A 23,786-nucleotide genomic window follows, 5' to 3' on the forward strand; every position below is an offset into this window, starting at 1 on the left:
CAGCAAGTCGCACCTGATGGTGCAAGGTTCTGCCCTTGGCCCATTAAAAAAGCCCCTTGCGGGGCTTTCATCAGGGGGCTTGATCAGAAGATCAGACGCGCTTGCGGTATTCGCCGGTGCGTGTGTCGATTTCGATCTTGTCGCCTTGGCTCACGAACAAAGGCACAGGCACTTCCATGCCGGTGGCGATCTTGGCGGGCTTGAGCACTTTGCCGGAGGTGTCGCCTTTGACGGCGGGCTCTGTCCAGGTGATTTCGCGCACCACGCTGGTGGGCAATTCGACCGAGATGGCTTTCTCGTTGTAGAACACCACTTCGAGTTCCATGCCGTCTTCGAGGTAGTTCAGGGCGTCGCCCATGTTGGTGGCTTCGACTTCGTACTGGTTGAAATCGGTGTCCATGCAAACGTACATGGGATCAGCGAAGTAAGAGTAGGTGCACTCTTTTTTGTCCAGAATGACTTGGTCCATCTTGTCGTCGGCGCGGAACACGACTTCGGTGCCGAAGTTGGCGATCAAGCTCTTGAGCTTCATGCGCACGGTGGACGAGCCGCGGCCACCGCGTTGGTATTCGGTGCGCAGGACGACCATGGGGTCTTTGCCGTGCATGATGACGTTGCCGACGCGGATTTCTTGAGCGGTTTTCATAGGAATTGAGTCTGAAATGAAAGAGGGTGGCTTGGAGCCAAGCCCATTATTCTAACCTGTGGGGCTTGGTATTTGGCTGAAGGTCCATGCAGGCGGTCAGTCACGTGCTGTCAAGCCGTGAACCAAGCCGCCCAAGACAATCCCGCCCAAAGCCCACAGGATGTCGGTGTTGCCTGTGCCCAAAGCCGCAATGGCCGGGCCGGGGCACACCCCGCTCAAACCCCAGCCCACGCCAAAAATGGCCGAGCCGATCACGGTTTGGCGGTTCCAGCTGGCCGGTTGCGTCAGGAACTGACCACCCAACAAAGGGCGGCCCAGCCAGCGCGGAAAACCTTTGTAAGCCAGCATGGCCAAGCCCGCTGCGCCGCCCATGACCAACATCAGGCCCCAGTCTTGAAAGCGCAAAAAGCTCAAAACCACGTCAGGCTGAACCATGGTGGCCAGCGACAGGCCAAAGCCAAACAAGGCCCCGGCGACCAGGGTGACCAATGCCTTGGGCAGGGTCAGGGTGTGGGGGTTCGGCGGGTTCATGCCAGGCCTTTCGTGAAGATGGCCATCAGGTTGGCGGTCATGAAGGCGGTGGCCATGAAGGTGAGCACCGCGCCCAGCGAAGGCAGTTGCAACGAGCCCAGGCCACAAATGCCGTGACCGGATGTGCAGCCATTGCCCAGGCGCGCACCGTAGCCCACCAAAAAGCCGCCCACCAGCAGCTGCCAGGCGGGTACGCTGGTGTGCTGCGCCTCGCCGCCCGCCAGCGTGAGCCGCCAAACCAGCGCCCCCAGTACCACCCCCAGCGCGTAAACCAGCCGCCAGTTGCGGGTGCTGACAAAGCGCGCTTGCTGGAAAAACGCCCGTTTGGACACAAACGACCAACTGCTGGAAAAGACGGAACTCATGCCGCCCACCCAGCCGTTGAACAAATACAGCAGCGCCACGCCAGCGCCAATGGTGAGGCCGCCCAGCAGGTAGTGCTGCCAGCCGAGGGGGAAGAGGGTGTCAATCAGAGTCATGGGTCGGGATTATCGGGCACGCGGATCGGGTCAATTTTGCGGACATCCAGCTTGAAGGCTTTGTGGTTCAAGGGTTCTCTCAATTTTTTGATCATGCTAGGAAGTGACTCATTGAAATGTAATTAATAAGGTTATAGTTTGGGTCCGCAGCGACCGACGAAGATCAGCTGATGGCCAACAAGGAGTGCCGGGTTTCATGGTGATTTATACCTGTACAAAAATTCAGGCATAGGGGCCGAAGGCCTTGTTCGATGAGGTTTGCAATCCATTCATCAAAAGTGTGTTTCGACTCGGCCCGGATGTATCAACCGGGTTTTGCGGTCTACATCACGTTAGGCATCGAATCTAAGACCGCATGAGCAACATCATTACCCGAATCGCAACGCTCGCTGACCTCGATGTCATCGCCCCTCTGTTCGATGACTATCGGCAGTTCTATGAGCAAGCACCGAACCTCGCCTTGGCCAAGAGTTTCATTCGCGATCGCCTCCGGAACAACGAATCCGTGATTCTTCTGGCTTCGAACGAAACCCAGAAGACCGTTGGTTTCTGCCAGCTGTACCCTACCTTTTGCTCGGTCGAAGCAAAGCCGATCTACTCGCTTTATGACCTGTTCGTCATCCCGCAGGCAAGGCGCAAAGGTGCTGGAAAGGTTCTCCTGCAAGCTGCAGAAAGGCTTGCGGCCGTAAGCGGCAAGGCGAGAATGGACCTCACTACTGCGAAGACAAACAAGCTAGCTCAGGCCGCATACGAATCACTCGGTTGGGCTCGCGATGAAGTCTTCTACGCCTATAGCAAGTCCATCGATGCCTAACCCGTCAATCAAGCGGACAAACAACGGCGATCAACGTTTGCGCGCTTTTGCCTGCGCCGTGCCGCCGTTGTTTGCCGCTTATCTCCAACGTTAGATTTCAAAGACGAGGTCAGTCGATGTCATACGAATGGAAAGCGGAATACCGCGTGCTCGCTAGGCAGTTCCTCCAGCAGCACTTTGGCGGGACGAGCGGCCTAACTTCGACATTCCTATGCATGCGGGATGATTACCCTTGGGGCGACCATAGGCCCGATGTCGTGGACTCCCGGATTCCGGCGAAGAACAACACCGAGTACCACGGGCTCGAACGCTACGCGAACCAATACCACGCGACCGCGCAATACGAATTTGCGTATCAGCACTGGTTCATGGCCGCGTACTGGCGGACAGTTGACGCCGAGTCAAACAACTTCCTAGATGCAACCCACTCGAAGGCGGTTGAGTATTGTTTGAAACAAGCGCAATACAACAAGAGCCTTGCCGAATGGCAAGACCACCCGGTAGGTCCAGCGCCGGAGCCAGAGAAGTTCAACTTGTCTAGCGGTGATCTTGGCAAAAAAGAGCTTCTTGCGTTCGCTCAGCTTGAGGCCGCCCAGGCGAAGTGGTCATGAAATCTAACTGGTCGCTGCAGCGGACGGCTACGCCGACCGCTGAGCTTCAACGTTAGGCGTCGCTCAATCCAACTTTCCTACTCACTACAAATATGAAATTCGTAGCCCCAAGTCGAACGTCAAAGTCATTTACGTGCCCGCACTGCGGCGTCTTCGCACGTCAGTACCAGTTCTCCGTTACAGAAAAGAGTTTGGGTGGAGCAAATCAATACCAAAGTACTGATTGGCTTGCGTCTTCCATATGTGAGCACTGCAAAGAGGCCACTCTATGGCACGGCACGAAAATGATTTACCCGAATCGCGCCAATGCACCAATCCCGAATTCAGATATGCCCCCCGATGTCAAGGCTGACTATGAGGAGGCGGCAACAATTGCGAGTTCGTCGCCGAAAGCCGCCGCGGCACTTCTAAGGCTCGGCATCCAGAAACTATGCATTCACTTAGGCGGAGATGGTAAGAACATCAACGCGGACATCGGCATGCTTGTCAAAATTGGACTGCCGGCGATTGTGCAAAAGTCCCTGGATATTGTCCGCGTAGTAGGAAACAACGCCGTGCATCCCGGGCAAATTGATACCGACAATGAAGATATTGCGGGTCATCTCTTCCATCTTGTGAACCTGATAACAGAGACAATGATCTCTACACCGGCAAGGGTAGAAGAACTATATGGAAATCTTCCAAAATCGGCGCGAGATGGAATTGCCAAACGCGACGGTGACGCCTAACCATTCGCTCAACCGGACCCATTGCGGTGGGCGGCTAAAGGCCGGCCATTTCATTCTGGGCCTTTAGCCGCCCACCGCAACGATCCTGTTAGCTCAAACGTTAGGCATCGGAATAACTCCCTCATGACGCTCCTAGTCTGCTGGGTCGGCATTGACACCCACGGTCCTTCGTCGCTGTACATGGCCGCCGATAGCCGAATCTCCTGGAAGGCACCAGCCCACTTTGACTATGGCCGAAAGGTCTTTGCATTCACCAAATGGCCAGACGTCCTGGGGTACTGCGGCGACGTGCTCTTTCCCTCAATAGCCCTTAATCAGATCGTCGACCTCGCCGACGCAGGTCTTCTGTTCGCGAGCGATTTTTCCCCGAAGCAGAAGTTTCAGGCGATTGTTGACAAGCTGAACGATCTCTTCCGGGAGTATCCGGCACTCCATGCCGGGCTCGAGGAGAACTCCTTGAGTGTTGTCCACGGCTCCCGTGACACGACGAACAACAAGAATTTCTTTAGCCACACGATCAAATGGAGCAAGAAGCAAGGCTGGCATGGCGAAGAGTGCCCAATGCCAGCGGCCTCCGGCGTACTCTTTGCCCTTGGTTCAGGGGCGGCCGACTTCGAGGAAAACTACAGCCGGTATGAGTCCGGACCAACCAAGGGCACAAGCAGAGCCGTCTTTCACTGCTTCTGCGACACGTTGGCGAAATCGACCGAACCCACGATTGGAGGAGCTCCTCAACTGGTAGGCATCATTCGCAAGCCGCACACGTCAGCAACCACGTTCGGGGTCATTCACAAAGGCCGCCGGACTTTCTTGGGCGCACACGTGGACAACCTGCGGCACTTTGCTACAGTTGAGTGGAGGAACGCAAACTTCGAATTGTGCTGTGGCACAACGATGCAGAAGCGTCCAACGGCACAAGCACAGCCTGATGCACTTCGCAGGCTATGAGGAAAGGCAACTCCCTGGACCCCACAAAAACGGGGGGCGAGGTGCTGTCGGGAACGGGTGCTTCGGCACCTGTTCCCTACTCAGGGTTCGCGAGCGCCGATGCCTAACCCCTTGCTCAAGCTGACCCGCTAAGCCATGCACCGTAAGCCCTGAATCGCTCCGGGTTTTGATGTTTCACTTGACCACTTTCATGCCAATGCCTTGGCTCACAAGTCCTCAACCTTGTACTCGCTGTAGCCTTCGTAGTAGTAGCTCACGTCGATGCCCTTCATATACAGCGCGCGGTCGTGGATTTGGTCGGTCAATGCGCCCTTGAGCAGGTGTTTGATTTCCAGGTCTTTCACCACGCTGCGCTCCATGGCCGACAAATACTCGGCTTTGTCCACCAAGTTCCAGTCAATGACTTGTCGGATTTCTTTTTTCAGCATCAGGTCGAGCCAGATGCGGGTGGCACGTCCGTTGCCTTCCCGAAACGGGTGGGCCACGTTCATTTCCACGTACTTCTCGACGATTTGTTCGAAGGTTTGCTGTGGCATGGCGCTGATGTGTGCCAGCGATGGCTGCAAATACATAACGGGTGCAAACCTGAAGTTGCCCTTGGCCAAGTTCACCTCGCGCACCTGGCCGGCAAAGGGATACACCTCGTCAAACAAATAAGCATGGATGTTGGCCATGCCCGCAAAGGTGCCCACTTCCACTTTGTCGATATCGCCGCTTTCAAACAACTGTTTGGCTTTTTGTTTGCTGAGCTTTTCTTCCACCAGGTGGAGTTCAACCTGGCTGCTGATATTCAGTTTGTTGCCAAAGACCATGGTGCATCCCTTGTTCATTTTCAACCCACGAAATGGATCAGTTGCGTGACCAAATCAGCTTGCCCAGAAAGTTGATGGCGCTTGTTTTGGGTGTTCTGGCTCCAAATCTGCAGCGTTTCGGCATTGAGCGCAGGCCATTCCCCCGCTTCCATCCCATTCCAAACCCGATGCGCCTTGCGCAAGCTTTCCGGGGCCTGCATCCAATTCAAAAACGCCTCCAGCTTGTCATGGTGGGCGTTGTCGTCTTGCGGATAGATGTGCCAGATGAAGGGCTGGCCTGCCCAAAGGGCCCGAACCAGCGAGTCTTCGCCGCGCACAAAATTCAAGTCGCAGGCCCAGAGCATCTCGTCAAAGCCATTTTGGTCGGTGTAGGTCAGGGCGCTCCAGCTCGGTGGCTCAACCATGCCCGCCAGTGCTTGCTGGACCGCAGCCAGCGGGCGGCCCGGGGTGACGAGCAGGTGGTGGGGGGTGCCCACCCCTTGTGCCATTAACTGGGGCAGGGCGGCGGGTTCGTAGCAGAACAGGCTGATCAGCAGGCCGTTTGGGGGCAGGTTGGGGGCGTGTTGTTGCCGCCTTGCCGAACGTTTGACAAGGTCAAAGTTTTGCTGGCGCTCCAGCAGGTCGGTTTCGCGCAGCAGGCCGCCCGTGTCCGGCGTGAAGCCGGGGTAAAAGAAGGTCTTGGTCCAGCCCTTGGCCGGGCCGCTCATGATGGGCGAGGGCAGCTGGTGCATGCGGGGCACCCAGTCTTCTGCGCTCAGGTATTCGAGGTTGATCCACCTGGGTTGTTGCGCTCGGGTGGCTACACCATGCGCCACAAAGGCTTCGGGCAAGGTGCAGCCAAAGGCTTCGACCCAGACGTCGGCCGGGGGCAGCGCTTGCAGGGTGCTGGCTTGGCTGGCATCGGCCCACGGCCGCACTTCAATGCCAGGCTCTTGGTGGGCGGTGGGGGCCATCCAGGCCAGGGCCGAGGCGTCGTCCACCCACAGGCGCACGCGCTGGCCCGCGTCGCGCAACTGGCGCGTCAGGCGCCAGCACACGCCCAGGTCGCCGTGGTTGTCGATCACGGTGCAGAAGATGTCCCAGAGTTGGCCAGTTTGCATGCGGCGATTGTCGCTGGAGATTTCACACGCATCTTTTCACAGACAATAGCCGCCATGTCGAACACCCATGATGAAGCCCTGCTCGCGCAAGTTGCCGCACTGCCCGCCTTGCCGGGGGTGTACCGTTACTTTGATGCGCAGGAGCAGCTGCTGTATGTGGGCAAGGCCCTGAACCTCAAGCGCCGGGTGTCGAGTTACTTTCAGAAGGACCACGGCGGCACCCGCATTGGCCACATGGTCAGCAAGATCACCCGCATGGAAACCACCGTGGTGCGCTCCGAGGCCGAGGCGCTGCTGCTGGAAAACAACCTCATCAAGACGCTGCACCCGCGCTTCAACATCCTGTTTCGGGACGACAAGAGTTACCCCTACCTCAAGCTCACGGGCAACGGCCGCGTGGCGCTGCCCGCGCTGGTCAAGACGCCCGAGGCGCAGCATTACCCGCGTGTGGCCTATTACCGGGGGGCGGTGGAAAAGAAGCACCGTTACTTTGGGCCGTTCCCCAGTGCGTGGGCGGTCAAGGAGTCGATTCAGCTGATCCAGAAGGTGTTCAGGCTGCGCACCTGTGAGGACACGGTGTTTGCCAACCGCACCCGGCCTTGCCTGCTGTTTCAGATCAAGCGTTGTTCAGGCCCGTGTGTGAACCTGATCAGCCCCGAAGACTACAAAGCCGATGTGCAGCACGCCGAGCAGTTTTTGCGTGGCGAGACCCAGGCGCTGATGCGCGAGATGGAAGCGCGGATGATGCAGCATGCCGACAAGCTCGAATTCGAGCTGGCCGCCGAGGTGCGCAACCAGCTCACGGCGCTGTCGCGGGTCTTGCATCAGCAGTCGGTGGACACGGCGGTGGACACCGATGCCGACATTTTGGTGGCCAAAGTGCAGGGCGGCCGCGCGTGCGTGAACCTGGCCATGGTGCGCGGCGGACGGCATTTGGGCGACCGGCCTTATTTCCCGGTGCATGTGCAGGACGCGCAGGAATTGCTGGGTCTGGAGGAGGGCGAAGCGCCGCTCCCGGTCGAAGTGCAGGTGCTCGAAGCCTTTTTGGCGCAGCACTACATCGGTGTGCCCGTGCCGCCGCTGCTGATCTTGAGTGCGGTGGTGGACAAAGCGCTGATCGCGGCTTTGTCGGCGCAGTCGGGCGTGAAGATCAGCACGGTGACGAATCCGCGCGAGCACCGCCGCGTGTGGCTGGAGATGGCCGAGAAAAATGCCGAGCTGCAACTGGCCCGCTTGCTGGCCGAAGAAGGCTCGCAGCAGGCCCGCACCCGGGCGCTGGCCGAGGCGCTGGATCTGGCTCCGGATGATTTGGACCAACTGCACATCGAGTGCTTTGACATTTCGCACACGGCAGGCGAGAACACACAGGCCTCTTGCGTTGTTTTCCGACAGCACAAGATGCAAAGCAGCGACTACCGCCGCTACAACATCGAGGGCATCACGCCCGGCGACGATTACGCGGCCATGCGCCAGGTGCTGATGCGCCGCTACGGCAAGCTGGCCGAGGCCTTGCGCTCGGGCGAGGGCACTGCACGCCTGCCGGACTTGGTGCTGATCGACGGTGGCAAAGGCCAGGTGAGCATGGCGCGTGAGGTGTTCACCGACCTGGGGCTGGACCTGTCGCGCATCGTGGGTGTGGAAAAAGGCGAGGGCCGCAAGGTGGGCCTGGAAGAGTTGGTGTTTGCCGATGGCCGCGAAAAGGTCTACCTGGGCAAGGATTCGGCAGCACTCATGCTGGTGGCGCAAATCCGCGACGAGGCGCACCGCTTTGCCATCACCGGCATGCGGGCCCAGCGGGCCAAGGTGCGCATGGGCGGCAGCAAGATCGAAGAAATTCCGGGCATCGGTCCCCGCAAACGGGCCAAACTGCTGCAGCGCTTTGGCGGTGTGCGGGGTGTGGAAAGCGCCAGCGTGGAGGACTTGCTGGGCGTAGAGGGCATTTCCCGCGAATTGGCCGAAACCATTTACAACGCCTTGCATTGAGCGCATGCCACAATCAAGCCCATGTTTTTCACCATTCCCACCATCATGACCTGGACGCGCATTGTCGCGATCCCTTTGATCATTGGCGTGTACTACCTCGACAGCCTGAAGATAGAGACACAAAACCTGATCGCCACGGTCATGTTTGTGTTGTTTGCTTTCACCGATTGGCTGGATGGTTTTCTGGCTCGCAAGCTCAACCAAACCTCTGCCTTCGGGGCCTTTTTGGACCCGGTGGCCGACAAGTTTTTGGTTTGCGCCGCCTTGTTGATGCTGGTGCAGATGGACCGGGTGAATGTGCTGGTGGCGCTCATCATCATTGGCCGCGAGATCGCCATCTCGTCTCTGCGTGAATGGATGGCGCAGATTGGGGCCAGCAAAAGCGTGGCCGTGCACATGGTGGGCAAGCTCAAGACCACGGTGCAAATGGTGGCGATACCCTTCTTGCTTTACAACGACACCCTGTTCGGGCTCATCGACACCCGTGCCTGGGGTGCCGTCTTGATTGTGGTGGCCGCTGTTTTGACGGTGTGGTCCATGGTTTATTACATGCAAAAAGCCTTGCCTGAAATCCGAGCCCGCGTGAAATGAGCGGGGAGTCTGCGTCTGATGCCTGGGTCAGGGCAACGCCTGTGGCGTTCGTCTTGATCTGGGCCACGGGCTTCATCGTTGCCCGTTTCGGCATGCCCCATGCCCCCCCGCTGTCTTTTTTATCCGTGCGATACGCCTTGTCCATCGCCTGCTTCTTGCCTTGGATTGTTTGGGCCAAAGTCGCTTGGCCCCAAAACCGCGCCCAATTCTTGCACCTGTCGGTGACCGGTATCTTGATGCATGGCGGTTATTTGGGTGGCGTTTGGGTGGCGGTCAAGGCCGGTATGGGCTCGGGGCTGTCTTCTTTGGTGGTGGGCTTTCAACCGATCTTGACGGCCATTTGGCTGGCTTACAGCATGAGAGGCCACGATCAGCCAGGCGTGTCGCAGCGGCAATGGCTGGGTTTGTCTTTGGGATTCGTGGGTTTGATGATGGTGGTTTGGCGCAAATTGACCTTGGGCACGCCCTTGGACCATGTGACCCCCACCAACATGGCTTTTGCATTGACCGCTTTGCTCAGCATCACGGTTGGAACGTTGTATCAAAAGCGCTATGTCCAACCGTGCGACGTGCGTTCGGCCAACACGGTGCAGCTCATGGCCGCTTTGGTGGTCACTTTGCCTTTGGCACTCATGGAAACCGAAACCATGCGTTGGAACGGCGAATTGGCAGGGGCCATGGCTTGGTCGGTGTTGGGTTTGACTTTGGGCGGCAGTTCGCTTTTGTACATGCTGATTCAAAAAGGGGCGGCTGCATCGGTCACCAGCCTCATGTACTTGGTGCCCCCCACGACGGCCATCATGGCTTGGTTGCTGTTTGGTGAAGCCATCACGTTGACCACTTTGCTCGGTACAGCCTTGACGGCTCTGGGGGTGAGTTGGGTGGTGAGGCCGTCTCGTAGGTGAAACCCCGCTTGGCACTTTGTTGCTAAGCTTGCGCATTTGAATTTACGCCCATTTTTTGTTTCAGAAAGTCCCCCATATGAGCAAACACCGCATCGCTGTCATTCCCGGAGATGGCATTGGCAAAGAAGTCATGCCCGAAGGCTTGCGCGTGATGGACGCCGCAGCCCGCAAATTCGGCATCGATTTGCACTTTGACCATTTCGATTTTTCCAGCTGGGATTACTGCGAAAAGCACGGAAAAATGTTGCCCGACAACTGGAAAGACCAGATCGGTGGCCACGATGCCTTGTATTTCGGCGCTGTGGGTTGGCCCGAAAAAATCGCCGACCACGTCTCCTTGTGGGGGTCGCTGCTGTTGTTTCGCCGTGAATTTGACCAGTACATCAACCTGCGCCCAGCCCGCTTGATGCCGGGCATCATTGCGCCGGTGGTGCGCCGCGACGGCAGCCCCCGCCTGCCTGGCGAGATTGACATGTACATCGTGCGTGAAAACACCGAAGGTGAATACTCCAGCGTAGGAGGACGCATGTTCCCCGGGACTGAGCGCGAGATCGTGATGCAAGAGTCGATCATGACGCGCATTGGGGTTGATCGGGTTTTGAAGTTCGCATTTGAACTGGCCCAAACCCGTCCCAAAAAGCACTTGACCAGCGCGACCAAGTCCAACGGCATCGCCATCACCATGCCCTATTGGGATGAACGCGTGGCCGAAATGGCCAAGGCATATCCGGGCATCCATGTGGACAAATTCCACATTGACATTCTGACCGCCCACTTTGTGCAGCGCCCTGATTTCTTTGACGTGGTGGTGGCCAGCAACTTGTTTGGTGACATTTTGAGCGACCTGGGGCCTGCCTGCACAGGCACCATTGGCATTGCGCCCAGCGCCAACTTGAACCCGGATCGTTTGTTCCCCTCATTGTTTGAACCCGTGCACGGCTCTGCACCCGATATCGCAGGCAAAGCCATTGCCAACCCGATTGGACAAATTTGGTGCGGGGCCATGATGCTGGAGTTTCTGGGCTACAAAGCGGCGCACGACGCTGTTTTGGCGGCCATTGAAAAGGTGCTTGCACCGGGCAGTGGTGCGCCACGCACGCCTGATTTAGGGGGCACTGCCAGCACATCCGACTTGGGGCGTGCCATTGAACAAGTGCTTTGATGTGTGCAGATGTGAAGTAGGTTTCTGACACGCACAAAAAATACCGAAAGCGGCCTCAGAACGTTGAATTTCAACGCTAGAATTCACTCCGAATTGCTTTCATTTGCACTCGTTAGGGTGCATCGCAGGGTCATGTGACCATCCGAATTCAGGGTGATGATGCGAACATTGCATTCATGGTTGTTGCCATGAATGTTCAATGCCATTTCATAAGCTGGTACGCCCGGCATTTAACTCTCAGAGGTTTTTGTGAACAAAACAGAATTGATCGAACACATTGCCAAAGATGCGGACCTCTCCAAAGCAGCGGCTGGCCGTGCGCTGGAGGCCGTGATCGGCGCAGTCCGTACAACCTTGAAAAAAGGCGGTACAGTCTCGTTGGTGGGTTTTGGAACTTTTGCGGTGGGCAAACGTGCTGCACGCACCGGCCGTAACCCTCGCACTGGCGCTGCGATTAAAATCAAAAAAGCCAACGTTCCAAAGTTCCGTCCAGGCAAGGGTCTGAAGGACGCTTTGAATTGATTTGAATTTGAGAGGGTGCTTAGCTCAGTTGGTAGAGCGGCTCCTTTACACGGAGTAGGTCGGCGGTTCGAGACCGTCAGCACCCACCACCTCTCACTCAAAGGCGAACTCAATGTTCGCCTTTTTTGTTGATAACCCGAGACCTAGATCATGTTTGACACCATCCGCAACAACTCAAAAATCCTGATGGGGCTGTTGTTTTTGTTGATCATTCCTTCTTTCGTTTTATTTGGTGTGGATGGCTATCAGCAATTTGAGGAAAAAGGCGCAGTTGTCGCCAAGGTCGATGGCCAGAAAATCACACAGGTCGAGTGGGATGCGGCACATCAGCGCGAAGTGGATCGCATTCGTGCGTCTGTGCCCAATTTGGATGCCAAACTCTTGGGCTCCGACGACGCCCGATATGCAACTCTTGAGCGCTTGGTCAATGACCGCGTGATTGCATTGGCCTCAGATAAGCAATTGTTGGTCACGAGCAATCAGCGCTTGGCCAATTATTTGCAGCAAGACCCGTCCATTGCGGGTTTGCGTGGTGCAGACGGCAAACTCGATATGGATAAATATCGCCAGTTGGCTGCGAGTCAAGGCATGACGCCTGAAATGCTTGAGGCTCAAGTTCGGCGCGACTTGTCACAAAAACAAGTTCTTTCTTCGCTGCAAAGTTCTGTGATGTCCTCTCAGCGACAAAGCGAAGGGGCTTTGCAAGCATTTTTGCAGCGTCGCGAAATCCAAATCCAACGTTTCGAGCCAGCAACTTTTTCAAGCAAGGTCCAAGTGACCGAACCTGAGCTTGAAAAGTTTTATCAGGCCCAATCGGATCGATTCCGTTCCAAGGAGTCCGCGGACATCGAGTTTCTGGTTTTGGATGCCGCAGCGCTCGAAAAAAGCATCACCTTGCCCGAGCAAGACATCAAAACTTACTACGACCAAAACCTGCAACGGCTTGCAGGTCAAGAGCAACGTCGTGCGAGCCACATTCTGATCAACGCAGCCAAGGATGCGCCTGCTGCGGATCGCGAGAAGGCCAAGTTAAAAGCAGAGGCATTGCTGTCTGATTTGCGCAAAGACCCCAAAAACTTTGCCGAATTTGCCCGGAAAAACTCTCAAGACACGGGCTCCGCCAGCAAAGGCGGAGACCTCGACTTTTTTGCCAAAGGGGCCATGGTCAAAGCCTTTGAAGATGCCGCTTTCTCTTTGAAAAAAGGCGACATCAGCTCGGTTGTTGAGTCTGAGTTCGGCTACCACATCATTTTGCTCACCGACATCAAAGCTGCTGCTGCCCCCAGCCTTGAGGCGATGCGCCCCCAGCTTGAAGCTGATCTGCGCAAGCAACAAGCCAAACGCCAGTTTGCAGAGTTCGCCGAGACCTTCAGCAACAGTGTTTACGAGCAAGCCGATACGTTCAAGCCCGTGGCTGAAAAGCTCAAACTGAGCATCCAAACGGCCAAGGACCTGACCCGTTCACCTTCACCTGCCTCCCAGGGCATTTTGGCCAATCCAAAATTGTTGGAGGCCGTGTTTGCTGAGGATTCCGTGAGCAAGCGTCGAAACACGGCTGCCATGGAGGTGGGCAGCAACACCTTGGTTTCAGCGCGAATCATCAACCACCGCCCCGCAGCCTTGAAGCCTTTTGCTGAAGTCAAAGATGAGGTGCGTGTTCAATACATCCAGGAAGAGGCTCTGAAATTGGCCAAGGCCGAAGGGCAGGCCAAATTGCTGGAGTGGAAGAGCAAACCTGATCTTGCGCAGCTTGGCGCACCATTGATCGTTTCCCGTGATCAAACGCAAGGCCAGCCACAAGCATTGATCGACGCCGCTTTGCGTGCAGACCCCGCGAATGTGCCCTCGTTCTTGGGTGTGGATTTGGGCATGCAAGGTTTTGCTTTGGTTCGCATGAACAAGTTGGTTCCAAGAGAACCGTTGAATGCACAGCAGCAAGATCAAAGTCGTCAGCAGTTTGCTCGCCTTTTGGCAAACGCCGAAGCCAATGCCTATTTGGTCTATTTGCGTGCACAGTTCAAGGCTGAGATTCTTGTTCCCCAGCCCAAATCATCAACAGGCTCATAAAACTTTCGCAAGATCATTTTTTTCAAGAACTAGAGGCTATAATATCTCTCTACGGTGGCTGTAGCTCAGTTGGTAGAGTCCAGGATTGTGATTCCTGTTGTCGTGGGTTCGAGCCCCATCAGCCACCCCAGTTAAATCAACAAATTAGCCCACTCCTCACCGAGTGGGCTTTTTTGTTTCTGGCTCTTGCAAGCGACTTCGTTTGATCTTTTTGTGGCAAGCATGACGCCAATTTCCGGGTGCTTTTCACAGGCACTGAAGATGGCCACTTTCATTCTTGTCCTTTTCCAGTATTTTTGAATCTGTAGTTCAAAAACGCGCGACAGGCTTATCTGCTGTTATCCATTGTCTGCATCGCTGCCCGGCTGAACTCGCCGATCAGGTCTGCCGGAGCCCCTCCAACTTTTTCTTTTGGCACGCGTCAAAGTCTCTCTCGATAACAGGTGTGTCGAAAAATGACTAAGCAAATGAGATATAGCCCGTGACCCGGACACTACTGAGCAAGGGATACGTTTTTCGAGCGCAAGGTCAATCCAAATCGAAGGGCTTTGTTGATGAAGATCAACTTTTGGTTTACCCTGACAGTCGATAACAGATCAATGTGCAATAGCATGAATGTTGATGAAACTTTTTGATGTAAATGGTTTTTTCTTGAATTTTTGCTCTTGAGAGACGCATTAAAAATACCTCCTTTTAGCACCATGATCAACAGCCTTACGGATCTCGATACCCTTATAGCCCAGGGCGCAGTTTTGGTATTCATTGAGACCTTGGAGGATTCAAGGATCCTTAATCATGTTGAAGCCTTGGCTCGTGAACGACAAACACCCTTGTTCACGTGGAATGCAACAGGCGCGCTGACGTGTCTAACCCAATTGGACCAACAGCCACAGATCAAAGACATAAAGGAAGCACTCTCTTACGTCAAAAGTGACATTCACGCGGGCTTGGTCGTTATATTGGATCCGCAACCCCATCTCAAGGACCCTGCGGTCTTGCGCCTCCTGATAGATTTGGCGGAAGACGCGCATGGCCAATTACGAACAGTGATATTGGTGGGCGACCACCTTGAATTGCCCGATCACTTGAAGCGAGTTGGAAAGTATTTCACACCCCCACTCCCCGACAGTGAACTCATTCGTGAAATTTACTATGAAGAAGTCTATCGATGGCTGTGGGAAGACCGTGGACGCAAGTTCATAAAGCCTGGTGACATGGAGGACAAACTGGTCAGACACCTTGCCGGATTAAACGAAGAAGATGTGCGTCGACTGATGGCGGAGAGTATTCGTGACGATGGACGTTTGACACTGATAGACCTGAAGCGGATCCTCAATTTCAAAAGAGAAAACTCCGGTAAAGACGGACTGATTGAGTTTGTTATTGAGACACAAGGTCTTGATCTCGTCGGAGGACTGAACCACCTCAAGCAATGGCTGGAATTGAGGCGCGCCACTTTCACAGGAGAGCGCGCCGATCAGGGTATTGACCCGCCCAAGGGCTTGCTGCTTTTGGGCGTGCAAGGTACGGGCAAAAGTTTGGCGGCCAAGGCCGTAGCGGGGAGTTGGCATGTGCCGTTGATGCGCTTGGATTTTGGCAACTTGTACAGCAAGTGGCTGGGCGAATCCGAGCACAACCTGAAGGAGGCCTTGCGCCAAGCGGAGGCAATGGCGCCCTGTGTCTTGTGGATTGATGAAATTGAAAAAAGCGTGGCCAATGGCTCGGGCGATGCCGATGGTGGTGTATCACACCGGATTTTGGGCAGCCTGTTGACTTGGATGAATGAACGACACGCAAAAGTTTTCCTTGTGGCCACCGCCAACGATGTATCACGACTACCTCCTGAGTTGCTCCGAAAAGGCAGATTTGACGAGATTTTTTTTGTGGACCTGCCGAGTCAGGCGGTTCGACAAGATATTTTTGCCATTCACCTGGGCAAGCGCAATTTGGACCCGCGTTTTTTTGACCTCAGTCAGCTTTCACGAGCTAGTGAAGGTTTTTCTGGCTCAGAAATTGAACAGGTGGTCATTGACGGTATGTACCGCGCATTGAGCGAGCGAGAAAACCCCGGCACAGATCACATGCTCAAGGAGTTGTCTGTGACAAGGCCCTTGTCAGTTGTCATGCATGAGCAGATCGCTTCATTGAGGGCGTGGGCATCTGGCAGGACGGTCCCAGCTGACTAAAGCGCGGTCTTGGGTAAAAGGCGTGAACAGTTCCACATGGACCTCAGGGTGTGTGGGCAAGCCTTCACGCATGGGATAAGGGGTCGAGAATCAAGCCCACTGAAGCTCAGATGGGTTGGGTCTGAACATGGCCGTCACTGCATCACTTGCTCAGGCCATCCTTCTCCAACATTCCCACCATGGCCGCAAATCCCCGGGCTTTCGCCAGCACCAGCGGCGTATTGCCCTGGCGGTCGGTCAATCGGGTGCTGGCACCGGCCGCCAGCAGCGCCTGCAACACAGCTTGATGCCTGACACCACCCTGGCCCAACACAACGGACTCGATCATGGCTGTCCAATGCAGGTTGTTGACATGGTCCAGCGGAGCACCCGCAGCAATCAATTGCCTCACCACCCCGTCGTGCCCCAAGTGGGCCGCTGCAATCAGGGCGGTGCCGTCGTACCGGCTTGTGGTGAGTTTGGCACTGGCACCCAAACCGAGCAACACCCGCAAGGTCTCTTCGTCATCGGCCACTGCAGCAATCGTGACCGCGTCGTAGCGGTCGTTTTCCAGCAGTTCAAGGCTCGCACCCGCCAAGGCCAGGGCACGAATGATCTCGGGATGCTTGGCAAAAGTGGCCACATGCACTGGCGTGCGGCCAAATGGGTCTCGCGCATTGACGCTGGCACCGCTGGCGAGCAGCTTTTTAAGCTGCACCAAATCACCCTTGTGCGCTGCCGCATGCAAGCCTGTGTAACGCGCAGCCTCTGCCGCGCTGGGGGCTATCTGCGCTTGGGCTGGTCCCGCCCATGTGGCGAGGGCCAAGAGCGCAGCTGTGAACCAGGTGAGGAATGAGGTTTTGATTTCCATGTCTTTTCTTGCTTGGCTTAGAGTTGGCTTACTTCAGCATGTCTTGCAAACTGGCGATGCCTGCTAAGGCACATTTTTCATCCAGGTGGCCACCGGGTGCACCACCCACGCCCACGGCGCCAATCACCTCGTCGCCGACCTTCACTGGCACACCACCCCCCAGCAGCAGGTAACCTGGAATCATGGCCACATTGGCCGAAGCCGGGTTCTTTTGCACACCTTCCCACATGGCCGTGGTGGTATTTTTGCCAGAAGCCGAGGTGAATGCCTTGGCCTGGCTGGCGGCCAGGGTGTGTGGGCCAGCATTGTCAGCGCGATGCACTGCACGCACGCCACCAGCACGGTCAACAACGGTGGCGGTCACGTTGTATTTGTCGGCACTGCAAGCGGCCACGGTGGCGGCCGCGAGTTTGGTGGCCAGTTCAAGTGACATGTTCTTTTCAACACGAACGGCTTGGGCGCTGGCGCCCAAACTGGCCAATGACAAAACAAAAGCGGTGGAGTAATGAATGGATCGCATGGGGTTTCTTGCTTAAAAAAATGGGTGATGAAGCCACTGTTCATCCCCTGCAGAAAATGTAATCAAGCCTGCGCACGCTGACCATTCGTGCAGTTACGTGCGAGCATCCGTAGAACTACGCAGTCTTTCCGAGCCAATCAGCAAAGTAGCCGCTTGGTTCAGGCATCGGATTGCGCGGCCACCGTGGCGTAGTGGCGTATCAGGTGCGCCAGAGACTCCACTTGCAGTTTGCCAAACAGGTTGGCGCGGTGGGTCTCTACGGTACGGGGCGACAAGCCCAGAGAACGACCAATTTCCTTGTTGGTCAGCCCCTCGATGATCAGGCCCAGCACTTCACGCTCGCGTCCGGACAACTGTGCATAACGCTCATGCGCTTGCCGGCTGGCTTGGTGCCGTTCACGTGAGCGCACATGCTGGCGCACGGCGTTTTGCAAGGTTTCGACCAACAGCTCGTCATTGATCGGTTTTTCCAAAAACTCGGTCGCACCCGATTTAAAAGCACGCCGACACAGCTCTACCGTGCCGTGCCCGGTGAGCATGACCACGGGCTGATCCACACCTTGGGCCATCAGCGCGTCGAGCACAGTCAGGCCGCTGGTGCCGGGCATGCGCACATCGAGCACGATGGCACCAATGCCCTGACGGTCGAAACCCTGCATGAAATCCTGCGGATCAGCCCAAGTCTGCACCCGCAAGCCCACGGTGCCGATCAGCAGCGCCAGGCTGGCGCGTACGGCCTCATCGTCGTCAATCAAATGGATCAGCGGTGAGAGCGGTGCATTCATGGGCCGGGTGCCATTGGCAGGGTGAGGGTAAAAACCGCGCCACGTGGCGCATTGGCCTGGGCAATCAGTTGCCCATCCATGCCTGTGGCCAGAGTTTCACACAAGCTCAGCCCCAATCCGAGTCCGCCTTCGCGGGTGGTGAAAAAAGGTTCAAACACATGTGGCAAAGTCTCTGGTGCAATGCCCGGTCCGGTATCTGCCACGCGCAGCACACCCCTACCTGACACCACTTCAATGTGCAGACTCAGATGACGCTCTGACATCGGCACCAGGTCCAGTGCCTGCAAGGCATTGGTCAGCAGGTTGTGCACGATTTGCTCCAGCGCCACCCGTTCGGCCAGCACCTGGACAGGCTGCACCACTTGCACGGAGACGGTGACACCTCGGCGCTTGCCCTCGGGCGCCAGCAAGTCCAGCGCATTGCGCACGGCTTGTGCCAAGTCAACCACCTGACTCGGCTGCGCCGCGTTGGGTTGCTCTACCGCGCGGCGCAAGCGGGCCAATACATCGGCTGCGCGGCGGGCTTGCACCACGGCTTGATGCATGGCTTGCAGTGCGGCGGGCAGTTCGTCGGGGTCGTCTTGAAGCAAGCGTTTGGCCGCCTGGGTGTTGGCCAGAATGGCGGTGAGTGGCTGGTTCAGTTCATGGGCCATGCCTGCAGCCAGCTCCCCCAGCGTGTTCAGGCGCTCCACCTGCCCCACGCGCAGCAATTCTTCGGCACGTCGGCGTGCGTTGCGCTGGCGCTGCCAAGCTGACCAGCCCGCCATCAAGGCCGCCATCAGCAATGTCCACACGGCCATCACGCCCCAGGGCAACTCAAGCCAGCCCACCTGGCGCACGGCCACCAGCTCAAATGGCTGGCTCAGGCTGGCCAGATTTTTGCGAAACTCAAAGCGCCAGCCCGACGGGGTCACACGCCCTGGTTGCACCACAAACACTTTGCCCGCTTGCTCCAGCGTCACCCGAACGGGGCTGCTTTGCACTGGCATGGACCAGTCGCTCCAAGGCACGCTGGCAGACATGTCAATCAACAAAGAAAAACTGCTGGGTTGGGCCGCGAGCACCAGTTGGTAGCGTCCAAGTTGATCCGTGAAATCCAGATTCGCCAGTGCGGCGTGCTGCGTCTGGCGCGAGGCGTTTTCTGCATCCACCAAGCTGGTGTTGGGCCAGATGCTGCCAGGGTCACGCCGTTGCACACTCAGAATTTGCGGGTACACCGATGACAAACGCTGTTCTGCCGTGTCGGCAACGCCAGGCTGCGCCGTCGGTTGCAGCAAGGCCAGCGTGGCCAGCACTGCTTCGTGCTGGACCGCGCGTTGGCTGAGCAAGCGGTGGCTAATGCGGGCATCGGTCTCAAACGCTTCGCGCAGCTGCCTCAGCTCGGAGCGTGCCAGCAGCACAGCCCCCAGGGCAGAGAGCACCAACCACAGCAAGAGGCGTTGTCCATAGGCGTTGAGTTTGAAGGGCATGGTCAATTCTTGCATGACGCCAATTTCCGGGTGCTTTTGACAGGCACTGAAGATGGCCACTTTCATTCAAGGCTGGGCTTCCATTGACGACAAACAGTTGGCGTGCAGCGGGAACTGCACAGATGACAGACAAATCGCTGACTTTGGAATAACCTTGCTGAATGTCTGGACTGTTGGAGATGAACCGTGCAAAAAATGAAGATTCAAGCTTGGGCCCAAGGTCTGGGCATCCTGTCGGCTGCTGGCGTTTTGGTCGCCTGCAGCGCCTTGCCCGAACGCCCCGTGGCTCAACTCAAAGCCGCAACCGGGGGCAGTCTGGTGAACTGCACCGCATTGACGGGTCAGTTGAAGCTGGACCACACCCGCATTGAATCGGCTGCCGTGGTGTCCTCAGGCGCACTGCGGCAGGGCACACAAGCCATACCCGAGCATTGTTTGGTCAAAGGCCGCATGCATGAGCGCAAGGGCAGCGATGGCCGCGATTACGCCATTGGGTTTGAGATGCGTTTGCCCGTGGCGTGGAATGGCCGTTTTTATTACCAAGGCAATGGTGGCCTGGATGGCAACGTTCAGGCGGCGATTGGGGCCTTGGGTGGGGGGCCACTGACGGGGGCACTCATGCAGGGGTTTGCGGTCATCAGCTCGGATGCAGGGCACAGCGGACCACAAACCACGGTGTTTGGCCTGGAGCCCCAGGCGCGGCTGGATTACGGCTACCAGGCGGTAGAAAAACTCACCCCCATGGCCAAGCAACTGATTCGGGGGGCCTATGGCAAAGGACCTGACCGCTCCTATATCGGTGGCTGCTCCAACGGTGGGCGGCACGCCATGGTGGCCGCTGCGCGTTTGGGCGACCAGTACGACGGCTATCTGGTGGGGGCTCCGGGTTACCGTTTGCCCTATGCGGCACTGGCCCAAATCTGGGGCGCTCAGCAGTGGGCACCGCTGGCCACACCCGGGGCCACCGTCAAAAACCCGCTCAACCCCAACGGCACACTGCCCGATCTGGCCAGTGCCTTCACCCCGCAAGAGCGCTTGACCGTGGCCAAGGCCATTGCGGACAAGTGTGATGCGCTGGATGGGGCCCAAGACGGCATGGTGCAAGCCACGCAGGCTTGTCAGGCGGCTTTCAAGGTGAAGACCGATGTACCCACCTGCACGGGGGCGCGCCATGGCGCTTGCCTGACCACTGAACAAAAAGACGTGGTGGCCCGCGTGTTTGAGGGGGCACACACCCCCGCAGGTCAACGGATTTACGCCAGTTTTCCTTATGACCCGGGCGTGGCGGGTGCCAACTGGGGCACCTGGAAGTTCGTCGATTCTTTGATCCGCGATCCGCTGGCGCTTCGCACGATCTTCAGCGTGCCACCTACGCCAGTGGACCCGCTCAAGGACAACATCGCTGCGCGTTTGGAGATGTTCAGCGCCACCAACGACACCTACCGCGAGTCGGGTTGGTCGCTCATGACCCCGCCCGGCGAAGCCCATCCCACCAATTTGGCCGCTGTGCGCGCTCGGGGGGCCAAGGTGGTGCTGTACCACGGGGTGAGTGATGCGATCTTTTCTGCCGAAGACACCCGCCAGTGGGTGGAGCGCGTGGGCAAGGCGGGCCTGAACCCCGGCGCTGACTTTGCACGCTACTTCCCGGTGCCCGGCATGAACCACTGCAGCATGGGCCCGGCCGCTGACCAATTTGACCTGCTCGGACCCTTGGTCAAGTGGGTCGAGCAGGGCGAGGCACCGCAAGCCGTGTCGGCCAGTGTGCGTGGTGCAGGCAACGCGGGCGGCGTGAACACCGAGCTGCCCGCCGATTGGTCGGCCAAGCGCACACGCCCGCTGTGCGCTTACCCCACGGTGGCCACTTACAAGGGCAGTGGCTCGCTGGAAGAGGCCAGCAGCTTCAGTTGCCGTTGAGCGCGTGCAGTTGCCATGTACCAGGCGCGATGAAATCTTCCGCGCCTGGCCTGTATATGGCTGGAGACCTCAGCCCTGCGCACCCAGCAGGTAATCGATCTTGCCCACTTCCACGCCGTTGTGGCGAAGGATGGTGTACGCCGTGGTGATGTGGAAGTACAGGTTGGGGAGCATCCAGCTGGTCAGGTAGTCCTGGCCTTTGAAGGTGCGCGTTTTGCCAGGCCCTGCGGGAAAAGTGATGTCCTTGTCTTCTGTGCCGTCCAAGGCCGCTGCAGGCACAGTGGCGATGAAGGCCAGGGTTTTCTGGATGCGTTCTTGCAGCTGGGCCAGGGTGGTTTCGGTGTCCTCAAACTTGGGCGCGTCGATGCCTGACAGGCGTGCCACGCCGTTTTTAACCGCGTCGCAAGCGATCAGCACCTGGCGGGTGAAGGGGAACATGTCGGGGGCCAGACGGTAGGTGGTGAGCGCCGTGGGGTCGATCTTTTTGGTTTCGACGAATTGCTCGGCCTTGGCCAGGATGTGGCTCAGGTTGGTGAGCATGCGGGTGCACACGGGCAGGCTGGCGCTGGACATGGAAATGGTCATGAAAGTCTCCGTTCGTTGTTGAAGGTTTTGGGTTTAGAAGTTCAAGCGTGGGTCACAGGCAAAGCCTGGACCGCCTCGCCAATGGCATAAAAGTGGCCGCCCGCGACATGGTGCAGGCTGCGCAATTCGGGTGGGGCGTTTTCAAAGTGCCAGCGGCCTTGGCTGAACACACGTTCGTCGGCCCAGGCCCCGATCACCTCGGCCAAAATCAAATCGTGTGGCCCCGCCACATGGGCAGTGGCGGGCAGCACGCGGCACTCCAGCTGTGCGGTGCATCCATCGACGAGCGGCACACCGGTGTGTGGCGCGGGCTGAGTGCTGATCTGGCAACGGGCCAGCTTGTCGGGGACAGTCTTGCCACTCAAACCCCCAGCGGCCATGACCTGGTCTTTCATGGCCACACAGGGCACGTTGATGCTGAGCACACCAGAGGCGTCGATCAGCTCGCGGGTGAGTGTGGCTTTGTCGATGACCACCGCGATCTTGGGGGTGTCAAAGTCCAAGGGCATGGCCCAGGCGGCGGCCATCACATTGCTTTGGCCCGCATGCTGGCTGCCCACCAGCACCGTGGGGCCGTGGTTGAGCAAACGGTAAGCGTGTTTCAGTTCAACAGTGTGCATGCGGTGTTCAACGGGGTTCGGGCGAGAGCACTGAGCGCTCTTTTTGGTATTGATCGTAGGTCGGCAGCGGGGTTCCCGGGGCGGTGCCGCTGCCGACGGCCTTGGCCCTTTCCTGGGCACGGATTTCTTCGTACACGCCTTGCGTTGAAATCAGGCCGCAACCCGACAGGCCCCCCAGCAGGGTCAGCGCGATGAGGGCCTTGTTCATGGTTTGCGTTTGTTGAACTTTTGCCAGTACTGGAATTCGTCCGCACGGACTTCGTATTCCAGATCTTCCACGCGCATGAGCATGCGTTCTTTGGCATCGCTCACGGCGCGGTTGTAAATGCTGGGGCCGATTTCTTCGAGGACAAAACCAAGCAGGGCACCGGCAGAAATGTTGCCGATCTTTTGCTCGAAGTTGGCCTCAAAGTAACGCTCAATGCTGGCAATGGCCTGAGCGCGGTCCTCTTTGCTCAGCTCAATGGGCATGGCCGTGGATCAGCCGATTTCGGCGATCAGCTCGATCTCGACGCAAGCGCCCATGGGAATTTGGGCCACGCCAAAGGCGCTGCGGGCATGCGCACCAACTTGGGGGCCAAACACCTGGCCGAGCAATTCGCTGCAGCCGTTGGTGACCAGGTGTTGCTCGGTGAAGTCGCCTGTGGAGTTGACCAGGCTCATCACTTTGACGATGCGCTTGACCTTGTTCAGGTCGCCCACGGCGGCGTGCAGGGTCCCCATCAGGTCAATGGCCACGGCGCGAGCGGCTTGTTGGCCTTCGGCAGTCTCGATGTTTTTGCCAAACTGGCCGACCCAGGCTTTGCCGTCTTTCTTGGCAATGTGGCCGGACAGGAAAACCAGGTTGCCGGTCTGCACAAAGGGCACATAGGCCGCAGCGGGGACGGCCACGGGGGGCAATTCGATGTTCAGGGATTTCAGGGTGTCGTAAACGCTCATGGGGGTGGTCTCGGTCGCG

Annotated in this window: 26 protein-coding genes and 2 tRNA genes; 14 read left to right on the plus strand and 14 right to left on the minus strand. The window is 57.4% G+C overall.

All coding sequences use genetic code 11. From position 1 onward, the window contains the following. Nucleotides 1–91: 91 nt before the first annotated feature. The 3 genes from efp to B9Z48_RS05990 form a co-directional block, all read right to left on the minus strand. On the minus strand, nt 92–646 hold the full coding sequence (gene efp, locus B9Z48_RS05980) for an elongation factor P (protein WP_062404128.1): 555 nt from the start codon (nt 644–646) through the stop codon (nt 92–94). A 96-nt stretch (nt 647–742) separates the two neighbouring features. Further along, entirely contained in the window at nt 743–1,177 is a 435-nt protein-coding gene (locus B9Z48_RS05985) for a DUF6691 family protein (RefSeq protein WP_108377499.1), read from the minus strand. Beyond that, complete coding sequence (locus B9Z48_RS05990; protein WP_108377500.1) at nt 1,174–1,656, minus strand: YeeE/YedE family protein; 483 nt, start codon at nt 1,654–1,656, stop codon at nt 1,174–1,176. The genes B9Z48_RS05985 and B9Z48_RS05990 overlap by 4 nt, the downstream gene beginning before the upstream one ends. A gap of 355 nt (nt 1,657–2,011) precedes the next feature. Here B9Z48_RS05990 and B9Z48_RS05995 point away from each other — a divergent pair, with 355 nt between their 5' ends. The 4 genes from B9Z48_RS05995 (at nt 2,012) to B9Z48_RS06010 (ending at nt 4,757) form a co-directional block, all read left to right on the plus strand. Continuing rightward, the gene (locus tag B9Z48_RS05995) at nt 2,012–2,470 is read left to right on the plus strand and encodes a GNAT family N-acetyltransferase (protein ID WP_108377501.1); all 459 of its coding nucleotides are present in this window, start codon (nt 2,012–2,014) and stop codon (nt 2,468–2,470) included. A gap of 116 nt (nt 2,471–2,586) precedes the next feature. After that, a complete protein-coding gene (locus tag B9Z48_RS06000; protein WP_108377502.1) occupies nt 2,587–3,081 on the plus strand; it encodes a hypothetical protein in 495 nt (164 codons plus the stop codon). Between the two features lie 284 nt (nt 3,082–3,365). Next, nucleotides 3,366–3,809, plus strand: a complete 444-nt coding sequence (locus B9Z48_RS06005) for a DUF4145 domain-containing protein (RefSeq protein WP_199233464.1) — start codon at nt 3,366–3,368, stop codon at nt 3,807–3,809. A 123-nt stretch (nt 3,810–3,932) separates the two neighbouring features. Continuing rightward, nucleotides 3,933–4,757, plus strand: coding sequence for a hypothetical protein (locus B9Z48_RS06010; protein WP_146186242.1), 825 nt, complete (start codon nt 3,933–3,935; stop codon nt 4,755–4,757). A gap of 206 nt (nt 4,758–4,963) precedes the next feature. Here the strand turns inward: B9Z48_RS06010 and fic are convergent, their stop codons facing one another. Next, nucleotides 4,964–5,569, minus strand: coding sequence for a protein adenylyltransferase Fic (fic, locus tag B9Z48_RS06015; protein ID WP_108377636.1), 606 nt, complete (start codon nt 5,567–5,569; stop codon nt 4,964–4,966). 20 nt (nt 5,570–5,589) lie between these two features. Further along, on the minus strand, nt 5,590–6,669 hold the full coding sequence (gene earP / locus B9Z48_RS06020) for an elongation factor P maturation arginine rhamnosyltransferase EarP (RefSeq protein WP_108377505.1): 1,080 nt from the start codon (nt 6,667–6,669) through the stop codon (nt 5,590–5,592). Nucleotides 6,670–6,723: 54 nt separating this feature from the next. On the opposite strand from earP, the gene uvrC reads away from it, so the two are divergent. The 9 genes from uvrC to B9Z48_RS06065 all read left to right on the plus strand — a co-directional run bounded on the left by uvrC (nt 6,724) and on the right by B9Z48_RS06065 (nt 16,085). Further along, a complete protein-coding gene (uvrC, locus tag B9Z48_RS06025) occupies nt 6,724–8,652 on the plus strand; it encodes an excinuclease ABC subunit UvrC (protein ID WP_108377506.1) in 1,929 nt (642 codons plus the stop codon). 21 nt (nt 8,653–8,673) lie between these two features. Then, nucleotides 8,674–9,243, plus strand: a complete 570-nt coding sequence (gene pgsA / locus B9Z48_RS06030; protein ID WP_089961565.1) for a CDP-diacylglycerol--glycerol-3-phosphate 3-phosphatidyltransferase — start codon at nt 8,674–8,676, stop codon at nt 9,241–9,243. Continuing rightward, nucleotides 9,240–10,148 carry a DMT family transporter gene (locus B9Z48_RS06035; RefSeq protein ID WP_108377507.1) on the plus strand — a complete coding sequence of 303 codons (909 nt, stop codon included), beginning with the start codon at nt 9,240–9,242 and terminating at the stop codon, nt 10,146–10,148. The genes pgsA and B9Z48_RS06035 overlap by 4 nt, the downstream gene beginning before the upstream one ends. A 76-nt stretch (nt 10,149–10,224) precedes the next feature. Continuing rightward, entirely contained in the window at nt 10,225–11,310 is a 1,086-nt protein-coding gene (locus B9Z48_RS06040; RefSeq protein ID WP_108377508.1) for a tartrate dehydrogenase, read from the plus strand. Between the two features lie 249 nt (nt 11,311–11,559). Further along, on the plus strand, nt 11,560–11,832 hold the full coding sequence (locus B9Z48_RS06045; RefSeq protein WP_089961555.1) for an HU family DNA-binding protein: 273 nt from the start codon (nt 11,560–11,562) through the stop codon (nt 11,830–11,832). Between the two features lie 13 nt (nt 11,833–11,845). After that, nucleotides 11,846–11,921 (plus strand) — tRNA-Val (locus B9Z48_RS06050). Nucleotides 11,922–11,982: 61 nt separating this feature from the next. After that, nucleotides 11,983–13,899: a SurA N-terminal domain-containing protein gene (locus B9Z48_RS06055; protein ID WP_108377509.1), complete on the plus strand. Its 1,917-nt coding sequence runs from the start codon at nt 11,983–11,985 to the stop codon at nt 13,897–13,899. A gap of 54 nt (nt 13,900–13,953) precedes the next feature. Beyond that, nucleotides 13,954–14,029: transfer RNA gene (locus B9Z48_RS06060), tRNA-His, on the plus strand. A gap of 571 nt (nt 14,030–14,600) precedes the next feature. Next, on the plus strand, nt 14,601–16,085 hold the full coding sequence (locus B9Z48_RS06065) for an AAA family ATPase (RefSeq protein WP_108377510.1): 1,485 nt from the start codon (nt 14,601–14,603) through the stop codon (nt 16,083–16,085). Between the two features lie 142 nt (nt 16,086–16,227). Here B9Z48_RS06065 and B9Z48_RS06070 read toward each other — a convergent pair whose 3' ends face one another. The 4 genes from B9Z48_RS06070 to B9Z48_RS06085 form a co-directional block, all read right to left on the minus strand. Next, nucleotides 16,228–16,935: an ankyrin repeat domain-containing protein gene (locus tag B9Z48_RS06070; RefSeq protein ID WP_089963547.1), complete on the minus strand. Its 708-nt coding sequence runs from the start codon at nt 16,933–16,935 to the stop codon at nt 16,228–16,230. A gap of 28 nt (nt 16,936–16,963) precedes the next feature. Then, the gene (locus tag B9Z48_RS06075) at nt 16,964–17,455 is read right to left on the minus strand and encodes a heme-binding protein (RefSeq protein WP_089963548.1); all 492 of its coding nucleotides are present in this window, start codon (nt 17,453–17,455) and stop codon (nt 16,964–16,966) included. Nucleotides 17,456–17,613: 158 nt separating this feature from the next. Beyond that, a complete protein-coding gene (locus tag B9Z48_RS06080; protein ID WP_089963550.1) occupies nt 17,614–18,240 on the minus strand; it encodes a response regulator transcription factor in 627 nt (208 codons plus the stop codon). Next, a complete protein-coding gene (locus tag B9Z48_RS06085) occupies nt 18,237–19,724 on the minus strand; it encodes an ATP-binding protein (protein WP_228769378.1) in 1,488 nt (495 codons plus the stop codon). Before B9Z48_RS06085 ends, B9Z48_RS06080 begins: the two co-directional genes overlap by 4 nt. A 180-nt stretch (nt 19,725–19,904) precedes the next feature. Between B9Z48_RS06085 and B9Z48_RS06090 the strand changes: the two genes are divergently transcribed. Next, nucleotides 19,905–21,623 carry a tannase/feruloyl esterase family alpha/beta hydrolase gene (locus B9Z48_RS06090; RefSeq protein WP_108377511.1) on the plus strand — a complete coding sequence of 573 codons (1,719 nt, stop codon included), beginning with the start codon at nt 19,905–19,907 and terminating at the stop codon, nt 21,621–21,623. A gap of 69 nt (nt 21,624–21,692) precedes the next feature. Here the strand turns inward: B9Z48_RS06090 and B9Z48_RS06095 are convergent, their stop codons facing one another. From B9Z48_RS06095 to B9Z48_RS06115, 5 genes are read right to left on the minus strand one after another with little or no spacing between them, the layout of a single operon-like run. Next, on the minus strand, nt 21,693–22,208 hold the full coding sequence (locus tag B9Z48_RS06095) for a DUF1993 family protein (RefSeq protein WP_199233466.1): 516 nt from the start codon (nt 22,206–22,208) through the stop codon (nt 21,693–21,695). 41 nt (nt 22,209–22,249) lie between these two features. Further along, a complete protein-coding gene (locus B9Z48_RS06100; protein WP_108377512.1) occupies nt 22,250–22,828 on the minus strand; it encodes a flavin reductase family protein in 579 nt (192 codons plus the stop codon). Between the two features lie 7 nt (nt 22,829–22,835). Further along, nucleotides 22,836–23,036, minus strand: a complete 201-nt coding sequence (locus B9Z48_RS06105) for a hypothetical protein (RefSeq protein ID WP_108377513.1) — start codon at nt 23,034–23,036, stop codon at nt 22,836–22,838. After that, nucleotides 23,033–23,299 (minus strand): DUF2164 domain-containing protein, encoded by a 267-nt coding sequence (locus tag B9Z48_RS06110; protein ID WP_108362741.1) that lies wholly within the window; start codon nt 23,297–23,299, stop codon nt 23,033–23,035. The genes B9Z48_RS06105 and B9Z48_RS06110 overlap by 4 nt, the downstream gene beginning before the upstream one ends. A 9-nt stretch (nt 23,300–23,308) precedes the next feature. Next, nucleotides 23,309–23,767: a RidA family protein gene (locus B9Z48_RS06115; RefSeq protein WP_108377514.1), complete on the minus strand. Its 459-nt coding sequence runs from the start codon at nt 23,765–23,767 to the stop codon at nt 23,309–23,311. Nucleotides 23,768–23,786: the final 19 nt, after the last annotated feature.

This window comes from Limnohabitans sp. WS1, from assembly GCF_003063265.1.
Lineage (GTDB): Bacteria > Pseudomonadota > Gammaproteobacteria > Burkholderiales > Burkholderiaceae_C > Limnohabitans_A.